This is a genomic window from uncultured Allobaculum sp., assembly GCF_948576815.1.
Taxonomy (GTDB): domain Bacteria; phylum Bacillota_I; class Bacilli_A; order Erysipelotrichales; family Erysipelotrichaceae; genus Allobaculum; species Allobaculum fili.
The window spans coordinates 16,793-37,409 of the sequence record NZ_CAPAEZ010000011.1 but is presented as its reverse complement, the minus strand read 5'-3'; the positions used below and the strand labels follow the sequence as shown (position 1 = coordinate 37,409).

Sequence of the window (20,617 nt, the reverse complement as noted above, 5' to 3'; positions counted from 1 at the left end):
CAGGCAAATAAGCAAATGCAATTATGCAAAAATGATTTTTCATTTAGGGGATCAGTCGCTGATCCAGGAGCTGACCGGGAAAGTCAGCCGCACATCCAGACCGCAGGGCCCCGGCAAAGGCGGTGCTGGTGAGCAAGCCGGTGCATTCGGATCCTGCCGACGGACAGTGCTGTCCACCCCTTCATCCAGATCTTCTTCCCCTTCGACATCGCTGTCGTCTTCGGGTGCATCGAGATAGACCAGCGGACAGCTGCGGTTTTCGAGTTCAATGGAAATGGAGAGCTGATCGCAGACTCCTTTGACCAGAAACAGGCCCAGACCGCTCGAAGCGGACATGTGCGTTCGGCCGTTTTCGCCGGTAAAGCCTTTTTCAAAGACGCGGGGCAGATCCGATTCTGGAATGCCCGGTCCTTCATCCCGGAGGATGCACGTTGCCCCCTCGGAAACGATCTGAATGACGGAAAAGTCCGGGGCGTATTTCAGGGCGTTGGACAGAAGCTGCTCAAAAATAAAGGTCGCCCACTTCTGATCGGTACACACTTTTTCGCCGCGCAGATCGGTTTCCAGACGGATGTGCCGCCGAATGAACATTACGGCGTTTTCCCGCAGAACGGGACGGATGATGGATTCGAGAGAATACCAGCCGATCTGAAAATCGCTGCCTTCCATGCGTACGTACGCCATGGCCAGCGAAATACAGGAATCGATGCGCTGGCATTCGTGGTCGAGCGCGTCCGCATGCAGCTCGGGCAGTTCGAGCTGCAGATGCAGAGCGGAAAGCGGCAGCTTGATCTGATGCGCCCACAAAGAAAAGTAGTCCTGCATTTCGGTACGCATCTTCTTTTCCTGCGTCGACTGCTTCTGCATTTTTTCTTTCTGGTCCGCCATCTTTTTCACGCAGGCGTCCACTTCGACTGGATAGAGCGAAGGGTCAAAATCTTCGGCCTGAAGCAGATGCCGGATGCGGTGCAGACGGCCTAAATAAAACCCGCACCAGATGATCAGAGCGATCGCACTGAGCATGAGATACAGAATGGCGGGTTCAACCGGCAGCTGATACAGCCACAGTAAAGCGGCCATTAAAAGGCCGCTGACCAGCCACGCGGCAAAGAGCAGACGGTTTTCGCGCAGCATGATTTTTAAGTAGTCCCAGTACTTGTGTTCCATAAATGCGCCTTTCTTCCTTTCTGCTCCATTTCCGTTTTGGCTTTTACTTTACGGCTTCCAGAACCCAGAAGCCTTTTTCGCGCAGCGGGCGTTCGACTTCAAAGCCGAGCGACTCCAGATAGTCCACAGCGCTCTGGGCGCCATGCTGCTTGCGGATGACAATATACAGCGTGCCGCCTTCCTTTAAGTGGTCATACGCCTGCGCAAACAGGGAATAGATGACGGTTTTGCCCGTACGAATCGGCGGATTGAGCACGATCGAGTCATACAGCGCGTCGTTGATGTGATCGGCTTCCATGATTGTTCCGTCAACGTGATTGGCTGCATAGTTTTCTCTGGCCAGATGGCAGGCCTGCGCGTTCGGATCGATCCCGGTAATTTTGCACGGGTGAAAGCGGGAAAGAATCACGCCGATCACGCCGATGCCGCAGCCCAGATCGAGGACGTTTTCCCCCAGATCGGCCGCACGGTGCTCAACAATGTACTCGCAGAGAATGCGCGTTCCGGTATCGAGCCTGTCCTTGGAAAAGACGCCGTCGGAAGAGAGAACGCGAAAGGACTGTCCATTCAGCTCAAAGGTAAACGGTGTTTCGGTGCGATCCAGATTCGGATCGTTTTCATAATAGTGAGACATAAAAATCTCCTTTCCATACGCCCTGTTCCTGGAAGAAGAGGGCTGAATTCAGCCGACTGAGAAGAAGATCGGACTTTGTTTTCAGTTTGGCGTCTTTTCGGGTAATTCTCAAAAATATCTGCCTGAGCAATACGGACTTTCCGCACGCCATGAGAAATGGAGAGGATCTTTTCGCATCCCGTACGTCCAGTATGACCAGAGAAACGAAAGAAAAGCGCCATTCTCTCAAAAAAGAAAGGATAGCCCGCAAAGCGCGGACTATCCTTGAAATTTCTTAACGACAGATGAACTAGTCCTGCGGACGGGTTACCTTGAAAATCTGGGCGCCCAGAGCCGGAAGCTGGACGTTGATGCGCCAGGGCTGGCCTTCGAGCGGGAGATGGAACGCGCGCAGAACCTGCGGCTGTTCGTTTTCAATGCGTCCGCCAAAGCGGGACCACTGCGTATTGATGACTTCCTGATACATGCCCTGGAACGGAACGCCGAACTGGAGCGTGTACGGGTTGGTGGAGAAGTTGATGATGAAGACGAAGACATCCTTCGAACCCTTGCGCATGAAGGAGAAGGTGTTGTGATCGGAATCATCGGCGTTGATCCACTGGAAGTTGGTCGGATCGTAGCCGTAGAAGAAGGCGTCGTTTTCGGTGCATACGCCGGTCATTTCCGCGAAGAAGCGTTCGAACGAAGAATGCATCGGGTACTTGCGCAGGAACCAGTCGCAACCTTTCTGCTCATCCCATTCGCGCAGCATGCCGAGCTCGTTGCCCATGAAGTTCAGCTTCTTGCCAGGATGTCCGAACATGTACGTGTACAGCGCGCGGGCCTGTGCGAACTTGTCTTCGTAGCTGCCCCACATCTTGTCGACGATGGTCGCTTTTCCGTGAACGACTTCATCGTGGCTGAGCGGCAGAATGAAGTGTTCGGAATAGAAGTATGCCATCGAGAAGGTGATGTCGTTGTGGTGCCATTTGCGGTAGATCGGGTCGAGCTTGAGATACTTGAGGGTATCGTTCATCCAGCCCAGGTCCCACTTGTAGTCAAAGCCAAGACCGCCGTCGAGAGTGGACTTACAGACGTTGGGGAAGTCGGTGGAGTCTTCCGCAATCAGCATGATCTTGCCCTGGTATTCGGAGTTCAGCATGTAGTTCATGCGCTTGATGAAGTCGGTCGCGCCTTTGTTTTCCCCCATCATCTTGTTGCCTTTCCAGAAAATGGCATTGGAGATGGCGTCCATGCGCAGACCGTCAAAATGGTATTCCTTCAGCCAGTAGTTGGCTGCGGACATGAGGAAGGAACGTACGGTTTCTTTCCAGAGGTCGAAGTTGGCGGTGCCCCATTCGGAGTTGGCGTCTTCGGGCTTGGAGTATTCATACAGCGGCGTGCCGTCAAAGCTGGCAAGCGCGTAGGCGTCTTTTACAAAGTGAACCGGTACGAAGTCCATGATGACGCCGATGCCGGCTTCGTGCAGACGGTTGACGAACTCTTTCAGTTCGATCGGGGTGCCGTAGCGGCTCGTTACCGCAAAGAACGCGGAAACCTGATAGCCCCAGGAACCGTCAAAGGGGAATTCGGAAAGCGGCATGACTTCCACATGAGAGAAATGGTACTTCTTGCAGTGCAGAATCAGCTCATCGACGATGTCGCCGTAATGAACGAAGAGCCCTTCTTCGTTCTGGCCCGGATCGTTTTCGAGTTCTTCGACACGAATGTTCTTGTCGCGCCAGCTGCCGACGTTCATTTCATAAATGGAGACGGGAGAATTAAACCCTTTGTTCCGGTTTTTCATCCATTCCTGGTCCGTCCAGCCGTCAAAGGCAAGGTCGGTGATAATCGAATCATGATCGGGACGCAGCTTGGCCTGGAAGGCAAACGGATCGATCTTGTTATTGATCTGACCGTTCTTGGACGTGATCTGATAGAGATAGGCTTCTCCCGGCTTCGCGTTTTTTACGGTAGCCGTCCAGACGCCGTTCTCATCCTTTTTCATTACATCTTCTGTTTCGTCCCAGCTGTTGAAGTCGCCGATGACCGAAACGGCTTTGGCATTGGGGGCATATACGCGAAAAGCGATCCCGTCGTCCGCGGCATGCGCACCGAAATATTCGTAGGCGTTCAGTTCCCGCCCCTGAAAAAAAGCGGTGAGATCCATGGTTTTCATAAATGTCCTTTCTCAATCGGCTATCGGACAGCCAAGGGCAGGCTGCCCGACCGATTTTGTATCTTTTCCTGATCATATTAATGAACGAAAAAGCCAAAATTCGGGAATTTGGCTTTTTATTAAGCGTTCTCTTTTTTGAATATTCTCTTGTTTATTGTAGCGGAAAATGAAGGAATGTGAAAAGAGACAACAAAAGGGATCTGCCGGTCTCAATGCGCCATAAAACATTTTTTAAGGGCTTTCAGACGGTTCGGGCCAGAGAGGTCAGGGGTTATCGGGCGTTCGAATTGACAGGATCTTTCTTCAGAGCATCCGCACTGGATTCCTGGCTGGAAAAACCGTTTTCTGCAGGGGATTCCAGAGACGGTCCCGGCATATTGTGGAGGCGCAAATCGGGATGATCGCTGGCGGCATCTTCGCGCAGAACCTGCTCGTATTCCGTAAGAATTTCATCGAGTTGGGCATACGTCGTGATTTTGGAAAGGCGATCCTTGTAGGCGTGGCTGCGCGGCAGCCCCTTGAGATACCAGCTGGCCAGACCGCGCATCTGCGACAGCGCCACCCTCTCGGGCAGATCTTCGCAAAGGTAGTGGGCATGACGCCGGCAGGCATCCATGCGCATGGACAGCGTGAACGGATGGGATGTCCCGTTAAAGTAGTCGGCGCATTCCTGAATCAGATACGGATTGCCGACCACGCCGCGGCCGATCATGACGCCGTCGCATCCGGTTTCTTCCATCATGCGGACGGCATCATCCACGCTCAGTACGTCACCGTTGCCGATGACCGGAATGGACACCGCGTCCTTGACCTTCTTAATCCAGGACCAGTCGGCTTTTCCTTCGTACATCTGGGCGCGTGTCCGGGCGTGCAGCGTAATTGCGCTGGCCCCGGCGGCTTCCATGGCTTTCGCCATTTCGACGCAGTTGATCGAGGACGAGTCAAAACCCAGACGCATTTTGACGGTGACCGGCTTCTGGACCGCATCCACGATAGCGCGCACGATCTGGCTGGCGTAATCGATGTCCTTCATTAGATAGCTGCCGGCTTTTGCCTTGATGACTTTGTTGACCGGGCACCCCATGTTGAAATCGATGATGTCGCAGTCGGTTTCCTGATCGAGAATTTTTGCCGCGTGAACGATCGTGTCGATATCGTGGCCGAAAATCTGAAAGGAAACCGGATGATCATCCGCTTCGCACGCCAACATGCGGCGGGTTCTGGCGGAATCGTAGTACAGAGCCTTGTCGGAAACCATTTCGTTGCAGACAAGCCCGGCTCCGAATTCACGCGCAATGCGCCGGAAGGCCCGCGTCGAAACGCCGGCCATCGGGGCGATGACGATTGGAGAGGGCAGCTCAATTTCCCGAATCTTCAGCGACATGGGACTCCAGTTCTTCGGTTTCTTCGAGATGCTTCTCGGTATCGTTGAGAATTTCACGCAGTTCGTGTTCGTTGAAGTGATACGTGCTGCTGCAGAAATTGCAGGTGACTTCGGCACCGTGGTCTTCTTCGATCATGGCTTTGATCTGATCGGGCGCTACAGTATGCAGCAGACCGGCGGTCTTTTCCTTCGAGCAGGTGCACTTGAAGGAAATCGGGATCGTTTCGAGCACTTCGGTATCGTCAAACAGGTCTTCGGCCAGAAGCGCCAGAGAGGCGTCATCGTAATCCTGAATGATGGCCGTCATCGGTTTAAGGCCGCTTAAAACGTGCTCGCAAATGCGGATATTGGTATCGTCCGCATCCGGCATCATCTGCAAAACGAGCGCGCCGGCAGCGAGCACTTTGCCTTCTTCGTTCATGCGAACGCCGACGCTGACCGCAGTCGGGGTCTGTTCACTCAGAGTGAAGTAGTAGGCGAAGTCCTGACCGATTTCTCCGTTCTGGAGTTCTACGGTGCCGGACCAGTTTTCCGACATCGAAAGGTCCTTGGTTACGGTCAGCGTACCTGGCAGACCGATCAGGCTGCCGGCGGTTACGTTGGGATCGCCGTCCAGGCCGGCTTCCGGGTTGTCGACAAAGCCGCGGACGGTACCGTCGGCCTGCGCATCAACGACGATGCTGCCCAGTTCGCCCTGGCCCTGGATGTTGATCGTTAACATTTCTTTTTCGCTTTTCAGCATGCTTCCCATGATGGAAGCGACAGAGAGCACACGACCAAGAACATCTGCGCTTGGCGTGCTCATGCGGAAGCGGTCCATCGCTTCCTGAACCAGATCGGTCGTCCGGTTAATATACAGGCGGACATGGCCGTCGAGAGCCATGGCTTTGACAAGAGAATCTTTCATGTCTGTACCTCTTTTCTATGCATTTTGTATCCGATTTTAAAACTTCGACTAAACGCGCCGGGCACGACGCGTTTTCGATTTCATGAAGCCTGTACGCATAAAATCGTATGTAAACCATACGGATTCAGACAGGCTTTTATATTTCTTTATTATAGTCAGTTTCTGCTAACACTCCGTTTGGAAAGCCTGATCGAGCCGCTAGGCGATACAGGGCATTTTTCAAACTGCAGGAAAGAAAAAGCACTCGCTTTCTCAGTCGAAAGGGAGTGCGATTTTTATAAAGAATGGAAAGCCCGAAGCTGCGGAACTAGTGCTTTTTGGTCAGCTCGTTGAGCGCTTCGTCCATGTCTTCCTGCGAAAGACCGCGATGCGCTTCCGGTTCGGAAGACGTCTGACCGCCGTCTTCTTTTGGAAGAGCGGGCAGCGCAGCATCAGAAGACGAATCGGAATGGCTTTCGTTCGCATCCGAAGAAGCCGCCGGTGCTGTTTCGGCCGGTGCCGGCTTTTCCGGCGCGTTTGGATCGGTAAGCGTTCCGTAGTTCATCAGGTTGTTGATTTCTTCGCTGGTGAGCGTTTCGTGATCGTACAGGTTGTGAGCGATCAGATCGAGCAGTTCCCGGTTTTCTGTCAGGATCGCCTTGCACTTTTCATGGCACGAATCGACAATCGAACGGACTTCGCGGTCGATTTCGGTCGCAACACCGGCGGAGTAGTCGGAGCCTTTCGTGTAGTCGCGGCCCAGAAAGACGTTGCCTTCCGGATCGGCGTACTGAATCGGGCCGAGCGAGGACATGCCGTAAACGCGGACCATGTTTTTCGCGATGGACGTCAGACGTTCGATATCGTTGACCGCTCCGGCGGAAATTTCGCCAAAGACGATTTCTTCCGCCGTACGGCCGCCAAGCAGACCGGTAATTGTCGCTAACATTTCCGATTTGCGGTGGAAGTATTTTTCCTCACGCGGCGTCATCAGGTTGTAGCCGCCGGCTTCACCGCGCGGAATGATGGTGACTTTCTGCACGATGTCGGCATCTTCGAGCTTCAGACCGATAACCGCGTGACCGGCTTCATGATAGGAAACCAGCCATTTGTCTTTTTCGGTGTATTTCTTCGATTTTTTCGCCGGGCCCATCATGACGCGGTCAATCGCCTCGTCCAGATCGGTCTGGGTAATTTTCGCTTCGTGGTTGCGCACCGCGAGGATGGCACTTTCGTTAAGCACGTTGGCCAGATCCGCACCGGAGAAGCCCGGGGTACGCTGAGCGAGATTTTTCAGGGAAACGCCAGGTTCGAGTTTCTTGTCCCGGGCGTGTACTTCCAGAATGGCTTCACGGCCGCGCACATCCGGCAGAGAGACCGTGATGTTGCGGTCGAAACGTCCCGAACGGCGCAGGGCCGGGTCGAGAACGTCCGGACGGTTGGTCGCCGCGATGACGACGATGCCGTTGTTGTTGGACATGCCGTCCATTTCGACGAGCAGCTGGTTGAGCGTCTGTTCGCGTTCATCGTTGCCGCCGCCCATGCCGGCGCCGCGCTGGCGGCCGACCGCATCAATTTCATCGATGAACAGGATGCACGGAGCGTTTTTCTGCGCGTTCTTGAACATGTCGCGGACGCGGCTTGCACCGGTTCCGACGAACATTTCCACGAAGTCCGAACCGGAAATCGAGAAGAACGGAACGTTGGCTTCGCCGGCAACGGCTTTGGCCAGGAGCGTTTTACCGGTTCCCGGAGGACCGACCATCAGGATGCCCTTTGGAATGTGGGCGCCCATGTCGGTAAACTTTTTCGGCGAGCGCAGGTAGTCGATGATTTCCTTGACTTCCTCTTTTTCCTCATCGCAGCCGGCGACATCCTTGAAGCGGACTTTGACGTCGTTTTCAATGCGGGCGCGGGATTTGGAAAATTCAAACGCCTTGTTGGCGCTCCCTCCACCGCTCATTTTCGAAAGCATGAAGTAAAACAGGACGCCGATCAGCAGCAGCGGAATGATCTGCGCAAGCAGGCTGACCCAGAGGCTGTTGGCGGAAGGATCGCTGACGGTAATCGTACCGCCGTTTTTTTCGAGAGTGGTCGTGAGCCATTCCATGTTTTCTTCCGTGTTCGGAACGATGGTGGAAAAGGCTCGCTTGTTGGCGCCGCTGGTGTAGACGCCTTCGACTTTGATAATGGAGCTTGAGATGTTGAGGGTGGATTCGTCAAAATGCGCGGTATCCGCGATTTTCTGAAAATCCGTATAGTTCATTCGGTTGACGGATCCCCGCGTGGAGAACCCGATAATCGAAATGAGGATGATAATCACAAAAAGCGTGGGCAGATAATTCAGCCATTTTTTCATGGAAGCTCCCCTTTCTTTTTTCTATTTCCTGGTTTGCGTAGTTACGTGCCGTTCGCTTTTTTCAAAGCGTCGCTTTGCCCGTTCAGACGCGCATAAGCATGCCGTCTTAGCGGTAGGCTTCTTCTTTCAGTACGCCGATGTAGGGCAGGTTGCGATAGCACTGGTTGAAGTCGAGTCCGTAGCCGACAACGAATTCGTTGGGCACTGTAAAACCGACATAATCCGCTTCAATATCGACAACGCGGCGGTCCGGCTTGTCGAGCAGAGACACGATGCGCACATCGTTTGCGCCCTTGTTTTCGAGCAGACGGCGCACTTCACGAATGGTGCGGCCGGTATCGACGATATCTTCCACGATCAGAACGTTTTTTCCTTTGACAGACAGGTCGGTGTCCTTGTTGATTTTGACATCGCCGATCGATTCGGATCCGGAATAGCTGGAAACGGACATGAAGTCGATTTCAATAGGGTGACGGAAATACTTGATGAGTTCCGCCATGAAAGGAACGCTGCCTTTGAGCAGACCGATCACGATCGGGACGATCCGCTTTTCCTCATAGTCGGCTTCAATCTGGCCGGCGAGTTCCTTGCAGCGAGCTTCGATTTCGTCTTCGCTGATCAGAACGCGTTCAATATCTTCACTGATCACTTTTGACATGATGAAATGTACCTATCCTTTTCTGTTGTATATTTGAAGTTTCTTCTTGTTCTGGAAGTTTCTTCAATGCAAAAACGGCCCGTCTGATCCAGAGAGCTTCTGTTCAAAGCTCTTCTCTTTGCACCTGGTCAGGCAGGCGAAAAAGCGTAAGAGATCGGGTCAACGCAATGCGAAATCCTCGGAATCTGGATGAAACACGCGCCCGCATTTTCTTTATTTTCAGCCTGCAGGGCACACGAAGAGGATTTTATTCAAACGCAATGCTTAGGGGAAATTTTACCATAAAAAATAAGGGCTTTTCCACATAATGATAAACATCACAGCCCGTATCCATCGCAAAGAGAACACCTTGATCCGAAGCGATCACCCGATAGAGATCGCGCTCGATAGCCGGGATTTTTCTGGAGATCATGCGCCGGCGAAGATGAAGTCTTCCACCGCGCATTTCAATGGTATCCCCGTTTTCCCACGGACGGATGAGCAGGGGGAAATCGTCATCCGAAACCGAGAAAGTTTCCATACGGGTGCCGTGCGTGCTCAGCTTCATGCCGTACCAGACGTAGTCCATCTCGCAAAGCTGCTGCAGCTGGGCAAGCGAGCCGACATAAAAGGGAAGCGGAGGCGCTTCCTTTTTGCGCAGACAGATTTTGCCGTCCACGTTCTGAATCCAGAAATTTTCGATTTCCTTTCGCCTGCCGCTTTGAAGCTGTTCGATCAGCTCTTCCATATGGCGTCTGGAAAAATGATGCTTCACATGCGCAAAGAGCAGCTGATCGAGAAGCAGCCAGCCATCCTCCCTGTTCAGATCGTCCATCGTTACGCCCTGTCCGCTTCGCGTTCGGGCGTTTTCCTTTCGCCTTTCCAGTTTTCGATTATCGGCTTCCATTTCGCTCAGCCACGCCTGTTTCTGGCTGGCGCTGGCGGGTTCGATTGTTGCGTGGCGGATCTGATTGCGCCGGTAGTCGTTTTGAAGATTGCTTTCGTCAATTCCGTACGGCAGACGGCGCCGGTCCATTTCCTGCTGAATTTCGGCTTTGGAATACGCCAGCAGCGGCCGATACAGCCGAAGGCCTTCGTAGTCAGTCCATTCCTGCAGACCGTAATGGCTGACGATGGCGTTTCGCTCCTTTTGCATCATCCACGTTTCGATCGAGTCGTCCATATGATGGCCGAGCGCAATCGTGTCCGCTCCCGTCATTCGACAGAGCCGGACAAAAAAGCCGTACCGGTCGGCTCTGGCCTGCGCCTGAAAATTGCCGGCTTCATGGACGGCCGGATGCAAAATCCACAGGGTTTTCTGGTGCTCGGCCGCAAACTGACGAACGATCGCCTCATCGCGCGAAGCACTGGGGCGATGGTGATAGTTCACGTGGGCAATAAAGTAGGGGACATGGCGGGATTCGAGAAACCAGAGCAGGGCCATGGAATCCGGACCGCCGCTGACGGCTGCACAGATCATGGCTTTATTGTAGCGAGTGCCCAAAACAATTCACGCAAAAACGGACCTTCGCTCCGACCAAAAAGCCGGTGCCAAAGACACAAAGGTCCGAAAGGGAAAACTGCTTAAAAATAAGTCCCGTACATTAAGGAGAAAACGGCCTGTGTACTCAGCCACGCCAGGCCAAGCGAGCAGAGAAAGAGCAGAACGATCGGTCGAGAGCCGCTGTTCTTTCGGGCATCCCTGGAAAAATCCAGACTTTGCAGGCCGTAAAAGGCGAGGCAGAAAAACGCCGCAAAGACGATCATGTACAAAATGCGGCTGCTGTTCATCGAATCGGTCCTATGTACGCGGGATAGACAAAGGGATAAATTTCCGCGAGATTTTCGCAGGCTTCTTCCATGACGTCGTCATCGACGCAAAAGCCCATCAGACACGAACCGGAGCCGGTCATCAGAACGCGGACCAGGCCGTTGTCCTGCATCTGTTCCTTCTGTTCGACCAGTTCGTCGAGCGCTTCAAACGCCTGCGGCTCAAACGCGTTGACCATCGTCTGATACAGCAGACCGATGTCCTTTTTGCGGACCGCATCCGAAACGATATCGATATCTAAAGCCGAAGACGGGGCGCTTTCAAAGCGTGCGAACGCCTCGGGCGTCGAGATGCCCTTTACGCCCTGTACGAGCAGAACCGGAATGTGCCAGTCGCTCGCAATTTCCTTTACCTGTTCGCCGGCACCGCCTATGCGAGTAAAGGCGTTGTGCAGGCAGCAGGGAACGTCGGCTCCGACCAGAAAGCCGAGCCGGTCCATGTCTTCCATGGATAGACCAAGCTGTTCCATGTCGTTGAGCGCCTGAATCAGCGCGGCGGCATCGGCGGAGCCGCCGCCCAGACCGGCTTTGTCGGGAATGGACTTGGTCAGGGTAATGACATAGTGATTTTTCAGACCGGCATGCTCGCGAAGAACGGCCAGCGCTTTATGCAGGGTGCTGCTGCCTGGCAGCTTGAAGCCGACGGCAGAAATGATATCTTCTTCCGTATTGGACGGTTCGATATCGAGTTCATCGTAAAGAGAGACCGGCGCGTTGACCATATCCATGATGTGGTAGCCGTCCGTGTCCCGTACGCCGAGAATATCGAGAGCCAGATTGACTTTGGCATAGGCTTTAACTTTCATAATTCACCTTAAACAGGCGGATGAAATCATCCACGCTCAGCTGCTGGGCCCTGGTCTGCAGGGGAATGCCGGCTTTTTCCAGCATGGCCTGCGCTTTGGCTTTGTCTTCGGTCCAGCCTTGAAGATTGTTATAGATGGTTTTGCGGCGCTGCGTAAAGCAGGCTTTGACCATCGAAAAGAAGCACGCTTCATCTTCTACGGGATGTTCGTTTCGAAACCGAAACTGCAGCACCGTACTGCCGACATTGGGGGACGGCCAGAAGACGTTGCGGTTGACGTCCATGACTTTGCGGATCGTGCAGCGATACTGCGTGATGACGGAAAGCGCGTTGTAGGACGCCGATCCGGCGGTAGCCGCAAAGCGGTCGGCGACTTCCTTTTGCATCATGACGGTAATGGCGGCGATCGGCTCGGTCGCTTCAAACAGCTTGAAGAGAATCGGTGTTGTTACGTAGTACGGAAGATTGGAAGCAAAGCGGACGGGCAGTCCTTCTTTGGCAAACGGCGCCAGAAGCACATTGACATCCACATTCAGAAAATCTTCCTGAATGATTTCGAGATGATCGCTGCCGATTTCTTCTTTTAAAATGGGCGGAAAGCGCGGATCGATTTCAAACGCGATGACTTTTTCGTTGTCTTCGCAAAGATACTGGGTCAGGGCGCCAATGCCCGGACCGATTTCGATCATGACGCCTTTTCCGTCGCCCGAAGCTTCCCGGGCGATTTTTTCAACGACGCCAGGTTCGACGATGAAGTTCTGGCCAAAGCTCTTTTTCGTCTGCGCGTTCCACTTTTCCTGGATTTCGCGCGTCCGGCTTTTGGTAGCAATTGGACGATCGATCATAAAACCTCCTCAATCTGCGTACGGGTGACGCCCATCGCGTTCAGCCGCTTGAAGCACGTTTTCGCGTTGCAGGGGCCGATGCGGAAACGATCGCAGACTTGTTTTCGAAAGGCGGCGTCGCCTGTCAGGCCCAGATCGAGAAAATCGTTCCAGGAAAGGGTGGACAGACGCTCGTCGTACGAAATGAGATGCGAAAGGCTTTCGGCGAGATCTTCGTATTCGGCATGCTCGACGCCGACTTTCTTGTCGGTTTTGGCTTTGTCGCGATCGATATAGGCGTGTTTCACGCCGGGAATTTTGCGGGAAATGATGCTGCGGATGTGTTCGCCCGAGCGGTCGGGGTCGGTAAAGACGATGACGCCGCGGCTTTTCTGCGCCGCCGCGATCCGATCGAGAATCTGACCGGTGACATGACTGCCGCACGTTTCGATCGTGTCGCAGTCAAAGAAGGTTTTCAGCCTTCGCGTATCACTGCGTCCTTCCACGACAATGACTTCATGAATGTGCATGGACACACTCCTTTCCAGGAAAGAAAAAGATTCGAAAAAGAAATACGTAAAAGCGATTCGTTCCAATGAACCGAAAAGCGATTCCGAACGAAACGTCCTCCCGTATAAAAAGCATAAAAGATAAAAACGCGTAAAAGAATCAGGAGGCAGGAAGAGACAAAAAGCCAGGGAGAGATCCCCTGGAATTGTCTTCTGGAGTACAGACTCAGGCTTTTGGCTTGGCGGAACTGGCCTTGGCGAGTTCAGCGGCCGTTCCGGACTGCGTTGTACCTTCCGGCTTTTTCTGATGATGGAGCAGTCCGGGATTTTTCTGGGGATTGTCGCTCCACGTAAAGCCTTCGCCGCGGACTTCGTGAACGGAGTTGGCGATCACAAAGGCGTGCGGATCGATGTCCGCGATTTCCCGCAGCAGCTGGCCGTATTCACGGTTGCGTACGCAGCACATCAGAACCGGGCGCTCCTGTTCGGACCAAGCCCCCTTGGCGGAAAGAATGGTTACGCCGCGGCTGAGGGTATTGAGCAGGAACGTCTGGATTTCTTTATGCTTATCGGAAATGATCATGACATTCTGCGCGTTTTCACCGCCGAACGTCGAAATCCAGTTGATCGCAAAGGAAGACGCAAAGACAGCGGCCAGACCAATGAGGATGGAATTCAGACCGAAAATCCAGAGACCGGAAAGAATGGTCAGCGTATCAACGATCATGACGCACTGGCCGGTCGGCAGACCGGCGTACTTGTGGATTAAAAGCGCGGGAATGTCCATGCCGCCCGTACTGGCATTGACACGAAAGACCAGACCGAGGCCGGCACCGGTCAGCAGACCGGCATAGACGGCGGAAAGGACGGGGTCCACTTTTTCAAAGGGCGTCACATCCAGCATGGAAAAAAGCGAGACGAGCGTCGGGTAAAGAAATGTGGAAATGAGCGAACTTGCCGCGAATTTTCTGCCCAGACAAAGATAGCCCAGAACGAACAGGGAAATGTTCAGAATGGCAATCATGGGCACGCGTCCAATCGGCAGAAAAGAAGAGAGAACCATGGACGCGGTCGTTACGCCGCCGCACAAAATGTTCTGCGGCAGAATAAAAAAGACCGAAGCAAAGGCCACCAGCAGGTTGCCGGCGATGATCAGAAGCAGGCGGCGCATATTGGAAGCATTAAAATTAAAAAAATAGGAACGAAACGTTTTCATAGATCACACCTTCTGTTTAGTATATCATGCACGCCTGCGCCACAATCTGTGCGCGCGACGCGCACAGAAAATAAAATCCGGCTTTGCATGGCGAAAAGAAATCCCGTGCGCGTCCGGTACCATAAGACTGTATTCCAAGGAAAAACGGTGACAGGAAGCCGCAGAGTCTTCAGAATAAATGCGCAAAATGGGCGCATGAATAAATTTGTATTGCGTAAAAATAGATTTTAGTATAAAAGAAAAACAGCCGACCCATTCGGTTCGGCAGAAAGCGAGGGTCATAAGATGAACTTTGAACCCAGCACGACATGGATTGCCCCTTCGGCGCTCCATCTCAGCCTCTATCGAAAAATCATTGAAGAAAACGGAAGCTGCCTCAATCAGAACGTCATGACGCTCGACACCTGGCTTGCCCAGTCGCTGTCCCGTCCCCGCACGCCTCTGATCCGGCTTCTTTACGAATACAGCGCAAGGCTGGACGATCTGTCGCCCGACAACCTGTTTTATGCCTCCCGCAGAGATTATGACTTTCTTCGCGAATGCGAAAACTTCATGCTTCTCTGTCAGCTTTACGATCTCAAGGACTTTCCCGTCCGAACGCGCCGCGAAAAGGATCTGAAGGAAATTATCGACCGGCTCATGCCCGTAAAACTGTGGGTAGACCAGGCGAAAACCCAGGCGTTTGAAGGCGCTTCAAGTCTGCGCATTCTCCTTACGGAAAGCACGCTCATTGACCGGTACTGGATCCGGCTTCTGGTTTCCAAAGGCGCGCACGTTGAAAAAATGCGTCATCATAAGCGGTTTTACTACTGGTCGTGTTCGAATGCGCGCAAGGAAATGGAAGTGTGTGCGGATGCGATCGTCCGCAATAAACTGGATGCTTCGACGTGCATGATCGCACTGGCCGATCCCGAACAGCGCTGGGTGCTGGCCAGAGCACTCGAATCGCGCGGCATTCCGTTTACCTTTATTCAAAATGACGGTTCGCGAAAAATTGTCGATCAGTGGAAAAGCGCGCTGACCTGGGTCATGAAAAAGGATGACGAATCCCTCATGGCGCTTCTGGAGACGCTCTATCCGATGGCCGCCTGCGATCTGCGCCGCTATTTGCGCCTCTTTGGAAACGAGGGGACGACGCTGCAGAGTCTTACATGGCGTCCCAACGCGCTGATCAGCGAAGAAACGTTTCTTTCTCTGCAGGCGCTTGAAGTCAGCGCCTCCCAGTGGAAGCCAGTTCTCGAATCGCTGCAGGCGCTCGATCTGAACTCCATCGACACCATCGGCCGTCTGATCATGGACCAGTCCCCGGATCCCAGTCCGGACGATCTCAACGCCTTTGAAGGCGTCATGAATCTGATTACCGCAGTACGCAGCGAACTGCATAAGCCCGAAGATCTCGCCCTTCTCATTCGCGAACTCGATAATCTGCAGCCTTCGCAGGCCATGAGCGAACTCAACGGGGTTCTGATCGGTTCGCGCGCGCAGATTTGCGGACTGTACGAAAACGTATTTTATATCGGAGCCGACGCAGCGCATTTCCCAGGCTCGCAGGTGCGCGGCGGCATCTTTGATGAAGCGTACATGGACCAGCTGAATTTCCCTTCGCTCGAGACACGCACGCAGGAGCATTTTGAAATGCTTACGCAGGTTCTCGAAGAGCCGGAAAGCCTGTTTCTGATGACGGCGCAGTCCGATTATATGGGAAAAAGCATCGATACGAGCCATGAGCTCAATACGTGGCTCGGTCTGCTGCCCAAGTTCATGGCGCCGGCGGAGCCGATTTCCGATCCCCGGCCGTCCTTTACGTTAAAGGGCATGCACGCGTCTTCGCTGTTTGCTTCCCAGGACGGCATTTTGCAGACTAGACCGCGCTCGCTGGCCGCCTTTGAAGACTGCGCTCTCAAAAACATGCTCCAGTACGGACTCCGTCTGAAAAAACCGCCGACGGAGCGGGATCTGTTTAAGGTCAGCTCGGATCTGCTCGTACGCATGGTCGAAGAGGCCGGAAGCCGCTTTGGCGTTTCGTGCGATCAGCTGAGCCGCGAGCAGATTGAAACGCTGCTTACCGACGAATTTTCCTTTGCGCGCGAACTGTTTGCCGAGCGCCGCAAGAGTGAACTCGACGCGCTGTATGCGCAGAGTCTTCTTCGCATGGAGCGGATTTTCCATTCGCTCAAGCCGCTGAGCGCCATGAAACTGACGATGGTGCCCGGCAGTCCGGATGTGCAGATGAAGGAAGAGTATGACGGTCTGGCGATGAATATCGAAGGCCCGATTGCCTCTTCGTCCAGAAACCGGGCGGTGTTCAATCTGGTCGATACCGAGCCGTCGCCCTTTGTTTCCGATTCGCTGCCGCAGGCGACGATCAATCTGTCCATGCAGCCTTCGGCCATGCCGCAAAAAGCGTTCGCTCTGCGCTACGGCCGCGGCGCTTCGCCGGTTCTTGCCGAATCCATCGCAACGCAGGAAGCCCTGATAGACGGCCAGCGCGATCATCTGCGGCATGCGCTCGTCGCTCAGAATTTTGGCGAGGACGCTCAGGGCATGCGCGCCGAACTGGCAGGCCGCGTACCGACGTATGTGAGCACGCAGGAAAAACTGAGTTCGCAGGCCGAACAGCTGGCCGACAGCCTGCAGAAAAACGACATTCAGCCGTATCATCGTCCGGCAGCCTGTCAGCACTGCCCGTACAAAACGATCTGCCGCAACGCGGCTCAGGAAAAGGAGTAACGCCATGGAGGATTCCACAAAAAACGAAGCCGTCCAGCAGGCCCTGGAAAACGATGCGCAGCTGGATCGGTCCCAGGACAGCCAGATGCAGGAACTCCCGAAAAAGCCGCTCGTCTTTTCGCCGGCCCAGCAGAAAGTCATCGACTCGCGCAATAAGAATCTGCTGGTCAGTGCCAGCGCGGGCGCCGGTAAAACCGCCGTTCTGGTGGAACGGCTCTGCCGTCTGGTCGTGGACGATCATGTCCCCGTCTCGTCCATTCTGGCGGTGACCTTTACCGAAGACGCGGCTGCCGAAATGAAAGTCCGTCTGAAAAACCGTCTGATGGAAGCAGCGAAAACCGACCCGTCTCTGAATAAGGAAATCGGGGCGCTGGAAACTGCCATGATCTGTACGATCCATTCCTTCTGCCTGTCCATCGTGCAGCAGTATTACTTCGTCGCTGGCCTTCCGTATTCGATGGTCAATCGCATCGATAACGATCTCGCGGACAGTCAGGCGCTTGAGGAAGCGGTGGAGCAGAGCATGCAGGCACTCGATCCCGCCAGAAGCGCCGAACTGCTTCTGTACATGGAAGCGTGCGGTCAGAAGGAAGAACATCTGCGCAGCCGCCTGCTGCGCTATTTGTCGCTGGCCGAAAGCAAGGCCGATCCGGACGGGTGGATGAACGCCTGCCGCCATGAGGCGGAAGACATGTCCGCCTGGTTTTTGAAATACTTTGACGTGCGCTGTGAGGCGCTGATCGATATTTTTGAGGAAATGATCGAAGAAGTGCAGGTCATGGACTTTGCCAAAGCCGCCAAGCAAAGCGAATACATCGAGCGCTTCTCCCGGAAAGTCGAAGCGCTCGAGCGCTGTCGCGAAGCGCTGGCCAAAGGGGATTATGAAGCCTTTGGCGCGCAGTTTATCGAATATGCGGAAACAACGGACAAATTCACGCCCACCATTAACAAGATTTCCTTTAAGGACATTCAGACCGACTCCCGTAAGTTTGAAAAGGAAATCGCCGATGTCCTCTTTACCAGAAAGCAGTATGAGGAGTCCGCAAAACAGATCGAGCGCGTGCGCAATACGTTTATCGATCTGGCCATCGATGTGCGCCGCCGCTTTCAGGAAATCAAAAAGAAAGCCGGCTTTATCGACTTTTCCGATATGGAACTGTACGCATGGAAAATTTTGCAGGATCCCGAAACCGCCAAAGCGCTGCGCGATCGCTTTGAAGTCATTCTGATCGACGAATACCAGGATACGAACGACTTGCAGGAGACGATCATTCAGGCCATCGCCCGCAAAAACAATGTGTTCCGCGTCGGCGATATCAAGCAGTCCATTTACGGCTTCCGTCAGGCCAGACCCCAGCTGATGAAAAATCACCTGGAGCATCCAGGCGAATACGACGAGATTGTAGCGATGCAGGAAAACTATCGTTCCAGCGACAGTCTGATCCGCTTCAACAACGACTTCTTCCGCCATCTGATGAACGTCGACGGTCTTCCTTCCCAGTTTTCGGCCATCGATACGGCGGTAACCGGCAGTGCGCGCCAGAAGGAACAGGCGCAGAAGCCGGTGCGCTTTCTGTATACCGAGTTTGGAAAGGATGCGCGCCTTGGCGAAAGCCTTAGTGCCGCGGGAGCCCAGAAGGAACACCGGGAAAACCGGTTCGATCTGATCGCGCAGGATATCGAAAACCACGTGAAAAAAGAAGGCATCGCCCTGCGCGACATCGCAATTCTTACCCGCTCGTCCACGTCCCACGACAAGATCAAGAAGGCGCTGGAAGCCTGGGGCATCCGTTCCGTGCATCATGTGCGCCATGGCTTTTATACGAACAAGGCGGTGCAGGTCGTTCTTTCCGCCATGCGCGTCATTGAAGACGAACGAAACGACATCGCGCTGATGTCCGTGCTCGCTTCGCCGCTGACCGGCTTTACGCAGCAGGATATTTTGCCGATGCTGAGCGGCAGCGAAGACGGTCAGTCGCTGTACACCCGGCTTCGTCAGAGCGAAAAAGGCTACGAACTGTTAAAAATCGTGCGCGACCTCAAAACGCTGAAGGATCTGAGTCTGCCCGAAATGATTGTCGGCATTTATCAGATCCGCGGCTTTTACGACTATTCCACTTCGGCGCAGGACAAGACGAACCTCGATCTGCTTCTGGAAAAGGCGGTTTCGGCTCAGGGCCTGCTCGATCTGGAAGGCTTTCTGTCTTCAGCCGCGCTCGAAGAAGATCTCGATAAGACCAGTGAAGCGATGCCTTTTGGCAAGGAAGAAGACGCGGTGCATATTTCCACCATTCACGCCTCCAAAGGCCTGCAGTACAAGCTCGTCTATATTCTTTGCGAACAGCGGCAGAGCGACATCGAAGGCATGAGTCCGATTCTGCTCGATGCGGATCTGGGCGTCGCCTTCAAGGCGCTCGATCCGAATACGATGCTCAGTCACAAAAGCGCCGCAACGATCGCCTTCGATACGAAGCGCTTCTTTGAAGAGCAGCAGGAAAAGATGCGTCTGCTTTATGTGGCGTGCACCCGTGCGGAAGAAGAATTAGTCTTTGTCGATACGCTCAAAAACGAAAATCTGTACGACGGCACGCTGAACCTGTATCGAATTCTGGCCAACAACGGCTTTACAAGCTGGTTTTTCTCCCTGTATCATCGAAACCCGATTGATCTGGTGGACTTTGAAGACGTGCCGGAGCTGCTTCAGCGTCCCGATCGCGGCGTCAGCCATCATAAGAAAATTTCCATTCGCCGCTATCAGGGACCCAGACAGATCGTCTATTCGCAGACCGCCTCCAAAACCAAGGCCCACGCCTCCTGGCCCAAAGGCGGCTATGGCAAAGGCGTCGAAAGCGGACTGGCCAAAGAGCGCGGCACCCTCTTTCATGAAATGGCCGCCACATTGCCCTGGCCGTATACGCGCGAGGACGTAGAAGAGCGCCTTCGCCAGTCCGGACTCGGTCTGTCGTCTGGCGATGCGGACTTGCTGCTGCGGCTGAACGACAACGCGACGTACGCGAAGTGGATGGAACTGCCCCATGAATTTGAATGCCCCTACTGTGTCATGGAAAAGGGTACGATCATTCACGGCTACATGGACCTGGTGGTTTTTGACGGCGACACGATCGACATTCTCGACTTCAAGACGGACGCGGCCTTTGATGAACAGTCGCTTGCGGACCGCTACCGCGGCCAGCTCGAAACGTATCGAAAAGCCATGCAGAGCATTCATCCCGACCGGAAAGTGCGCGCCTGGATTTACTCCTTTGAACTGGCGTCTCTGTTCGAAATCTGATCAAAACCGGCCAAAATCCGGATAAAATGTGGGAAAGAAATCCAGATCAGGAAACGATGAATAAATCCTGTACAATGCCCTAATCTTTATTGGATTGCTTTACAGACCGCTTACAGGATGCGAAAAATCATACAGTTTTAAGCAGAACGTAAGACTTGTTTTGAAAGCCTTTCGTTCTGTTATTTT

At 53.8% G+C, this 20,617-nt stretch carries 15 protein-coding genes; 2 read left to right on the top strand and 13 right to left on the bottom strand.

The features are described 5' to 3' along the window. Positions 1-51: 51 nt before the first annotated feature. From Q2J39_RS02700 to Q2J39_RS02640, 13 genes are all read right to left on the bottom strand, one after another. Positions 52-1,167 carry a HAMP domain-containing sensor histidine kinase gene (locus tag Q2J39_RS02700; protein WP_230267290.1) on the bottom strand — a complete coding sequence of 372 codons (1,116 nt, stop codon included), beginning with the start codon at positions 1,165-1,167 and terminating at the stop codon, positions 52-54. 43 nt (positions 1,168-1,210) lie between these two features. Further along, on the bottom strand, positions 1,211-1,801 hold the full coding sequence (locus tag Q2J39_RS02695; protein WP_230267291.1) for a class I SAM-dependent methyltransferase: 591 nt from the start codon (positions 1,799-1,801) through the stop codon (positions 1,211-1,213). Positions 1,802-2,090: 289 nt separating this feature from the next. Beyond that, on the bottom strand, positions 2,091-3,959 hold the full coding sequence (gene glgB, locus Q2J39_RS02690; RefSeq protein ID WP_288339068.1) for a 1,4-alpha-glucan branching protein GlgB: 1,869 nt from the start codon (positions 3,957-3,959) through the stop codon (positions 2,091-2,093). 271 nt (positions 3,960-4,230) lie between these two features. Further along, positions 4,231-5,343: a tRNA dihydrouridine synthase DusB gene (gene dusB, locus Q2J39_RS02685; protein ID WP_230267293.1), complete on the bottom strand. Its 1,113-nt coding sequence runs from the start codon at positions 5,341-5,343 to the stop codon at positions 4,231-4,233. Further along, positions 5,318-6,250, bottom strand: coding sequence for an Hsp33 family molecular chaperone HslO (hslO, locus tag Q2J39_RS02680; protein WP_230267294.1), 933 nt, complete (start codon positions 6,248-6,250; stop codon positions 5,318-5,320). The genes dusB and hslO overlap by 26 nt, the downstream gene beginning before the upstream one ends. Positions 6,251-6,557: 307 nt before the next feature. Beyond that, positions 6,558-8,588: an ATP-dependent zinc metalloprotease FtsH gene (ftsH, locus tag Q2J39_RS02675; RefSeq protein ID WP_230267295.1), complete on the bottom strand. Its 2,031-nt coding sequence runs from the start codon at positions 8,586-8,588 to the stop codon at positions 6,558-6,560. A 106-nt stretch (positions 8,589-8,694) separates the two neighbouring features. Then, complete coding sequence (gene hpt / locus Q2J39_RS02670) at positions 8,695-9,234, bottom strand: hypoxanthine phosphoribosyltransferase (RefSeq protein WP_230267323.1); 540 nt, start codon at positions 9,232-9,234, stop codon at positions 8,695-8,697. A gap of 259 nt (positions 9,235-9,493) precedes the next feature. Next, complete coding sequence (tilS, locus tag Q2J39_RS02665; protein WP_288339069.1) at positions 9,494-10,705, bottom strand: tRNA lysidine(34) synthetase TilS; 1,212 nt, start codon at positions 10,703-10,705, stop codon at positions 9,494-9,496. A gap of 104 nt (positions 10,706-10,809) precedes the next feature. Then, entirely contained in the window at positions 10,810-11,016 is a 207-nt protein-coding gene (locus Q2J39_RS02660) for a DUF1146 domain-containing protein (RefSeq protein WP_230267297.1), read from the bottom strand. Next, positions 11,013-11,861: a 4-(cytidine 5'-diphospho)-2-C-methyl-D-erythritol kinase gene (gene ispE / locus Q2J39_RS02655; RefSeq protein WP_230267298.1), complete on the bottom strand. Its 849-nt coding sequence runs from the start codon at positions 11,859-11,861 to the stop codon at positions 11,013-11,015. Before ispE ends, Q2J39_RS02660 begins: the two co-directional genes overlap by 4 nt. Continuing rightward, on the bottom strand, positions 11,851-12,702 hold the full coding sequence (gene rsmA, locus Q2J39_RS02650) for a 16S rRNA (adenine(1518)-N(6)/adenine(1519)-N(6))-dimethyltransferase RsmA (protein WP_230267324.1): 852 nt from the start codon (positions 12,700-12,702) through the stop codon (positions 11,851-11,853). The genes ispE and rsmA overlap by 11 nt, the downstream gene beginning before the upstream one ends. Further along, positions 12,702-13,214: a ribonuclease M5 gene (gene rnmV, locus Q2J39_RS02645; RefSeq protein ID WP_230267299.1), complete on the bottom strand. Its 513-nt coding sequence runs from the start codon at positions 13,212-13,214 to the stop codon at positions 12,702-12,704. Before rnmV ends, rsmA begins: the two co-directional genes overlap by 1 nt. Before the next feature lie 205 nt (positions 13,215-13,419). Beyond that, complete coding sequence (locus tag Q2J39_RS02640) at positions 13,420-14,409, bottom strand: YitT family protein (protein ID WP_288339070.1); 990 nt, start codon at positions 14,407-14,409, stop codon at positions 13,420-13,422. 285 nt (positions 14,410-14,694) lie between these two features. On the opposite strand from Q2J39_RS02640, the gene Q2J39_RS02635 reads away from it, so the two are divergent. Next, positions 14,695-17,139, top strand: coding sequence for a hypothetical protein (locus Q2J39_RS02635; RefSeq protein WP_288339071.1), 2,445 nt, complete (start codon positions 14,695-14,697; stop codon positions 17,137-17,139). A 4-nt stretch (positions 17,140-17,143) separates the two neighbouring features. Continuing rightward, entirely contained in the window at positions 17,144-20,431 is a 3,288-nt protein-coding gene (locus tag Q2J39_RS02630; RefSeq protein WP_230267302.1) for an exodeoxyribonuclease V subunit beta, read from the top strand. Positions 20,432-20,617: the final 186 nt, after the last annotated feature.

Bases quoted from the DNA above. Each gene is read 5' to 3' on its own strand.
- Q2J39_RS02635 (WP_288339071.1), top strand. From the start codon at position 14,695: ATGAACTTTGAACCCAGCACGACATGGATTGCCCCTTCGGCGCTCCAT.
- rnmV (WP_230267299.1), bottom strand. From the start codon at position 13,214: ATGCACATTCATGAAGTCATTGTCGTGGAAGGACGCAGTGATACGCGA.
- ispE (WP_230267298.1), bottom strand. From the start codon at position 11,861: ATGAAAGTTAAAGCCTATGCCAAAGTCAATCTGGCTCTCGATATTCTC.
- Q2J39_RS02700 (WP_230267290.1), bottom strand. From the start codon at position 1,167: ATGGAACACAAGTACTGGGACTACTTAAAAATCATGCTGCGCGAAAAC.
- Q2J39_RS02630 (WP_230267302.1), top strand. From the start codon at position 17,144: ATGGAGGATTCCACAAAAAACGAAGCCGTCCAGCAGGCCCTGGAAAAC.
- ftsH (WP_230267295.1), bottom strand. From the start codon at position 8,588: ATGAAAAAATGGCTGAATTATCTGCCCACGCTTTTTGTGATTATCATC.
- tilS (WP_288339069.1), bottom strand. From the start codon at position 10,705: ATGATCTGTGCAGCCGTCAGCGGCGGTCCGGATTCCATGGCCCTGCTC.
- Q2J39_RS02660 (WP_230267297.1), bottom strand. From the start codon at position 11,016: ATGAACAGCAGCCGCATTTTGTACATGATCGTCTTTGCGGCGTTTTTC.
- glgB (WP_288339068.1), bottom strand. From the start codon at position 3,959: ATGAAAACCATGGATCTCACCGCTTTTTTTCAGGGGCGGGAACTGAAC.
- Q2J39_RS02695 (WP_230267291.1), bottom strand. From the start codon at position 1,801: ATGTCTCACTATTATGAAAACGATCCGAATCTGGATCGCACCGAAACA.
- hslO (WP_230267294.1), bottom strand. From the start codon at position 6,250: ATGAAAGATTCTCTTGTCAAAGCCATGGCTCTCGACGGCCATGTCCGC.
- dusB (WP_230267293.1), bottom strand. From the start codon at position 5,343: ATGTCGCTGAAGATTCGGGAAATTGAGCTGCCCTCTCCAATCGTCATC.
- Q2J39_RS02640 (WP_288339070.1), bottom strand. From the start codon at position 14,409: ATGAAAACGTTTCGTTCCTATTTTTTTAATTTTAATGCTTCCAATATG.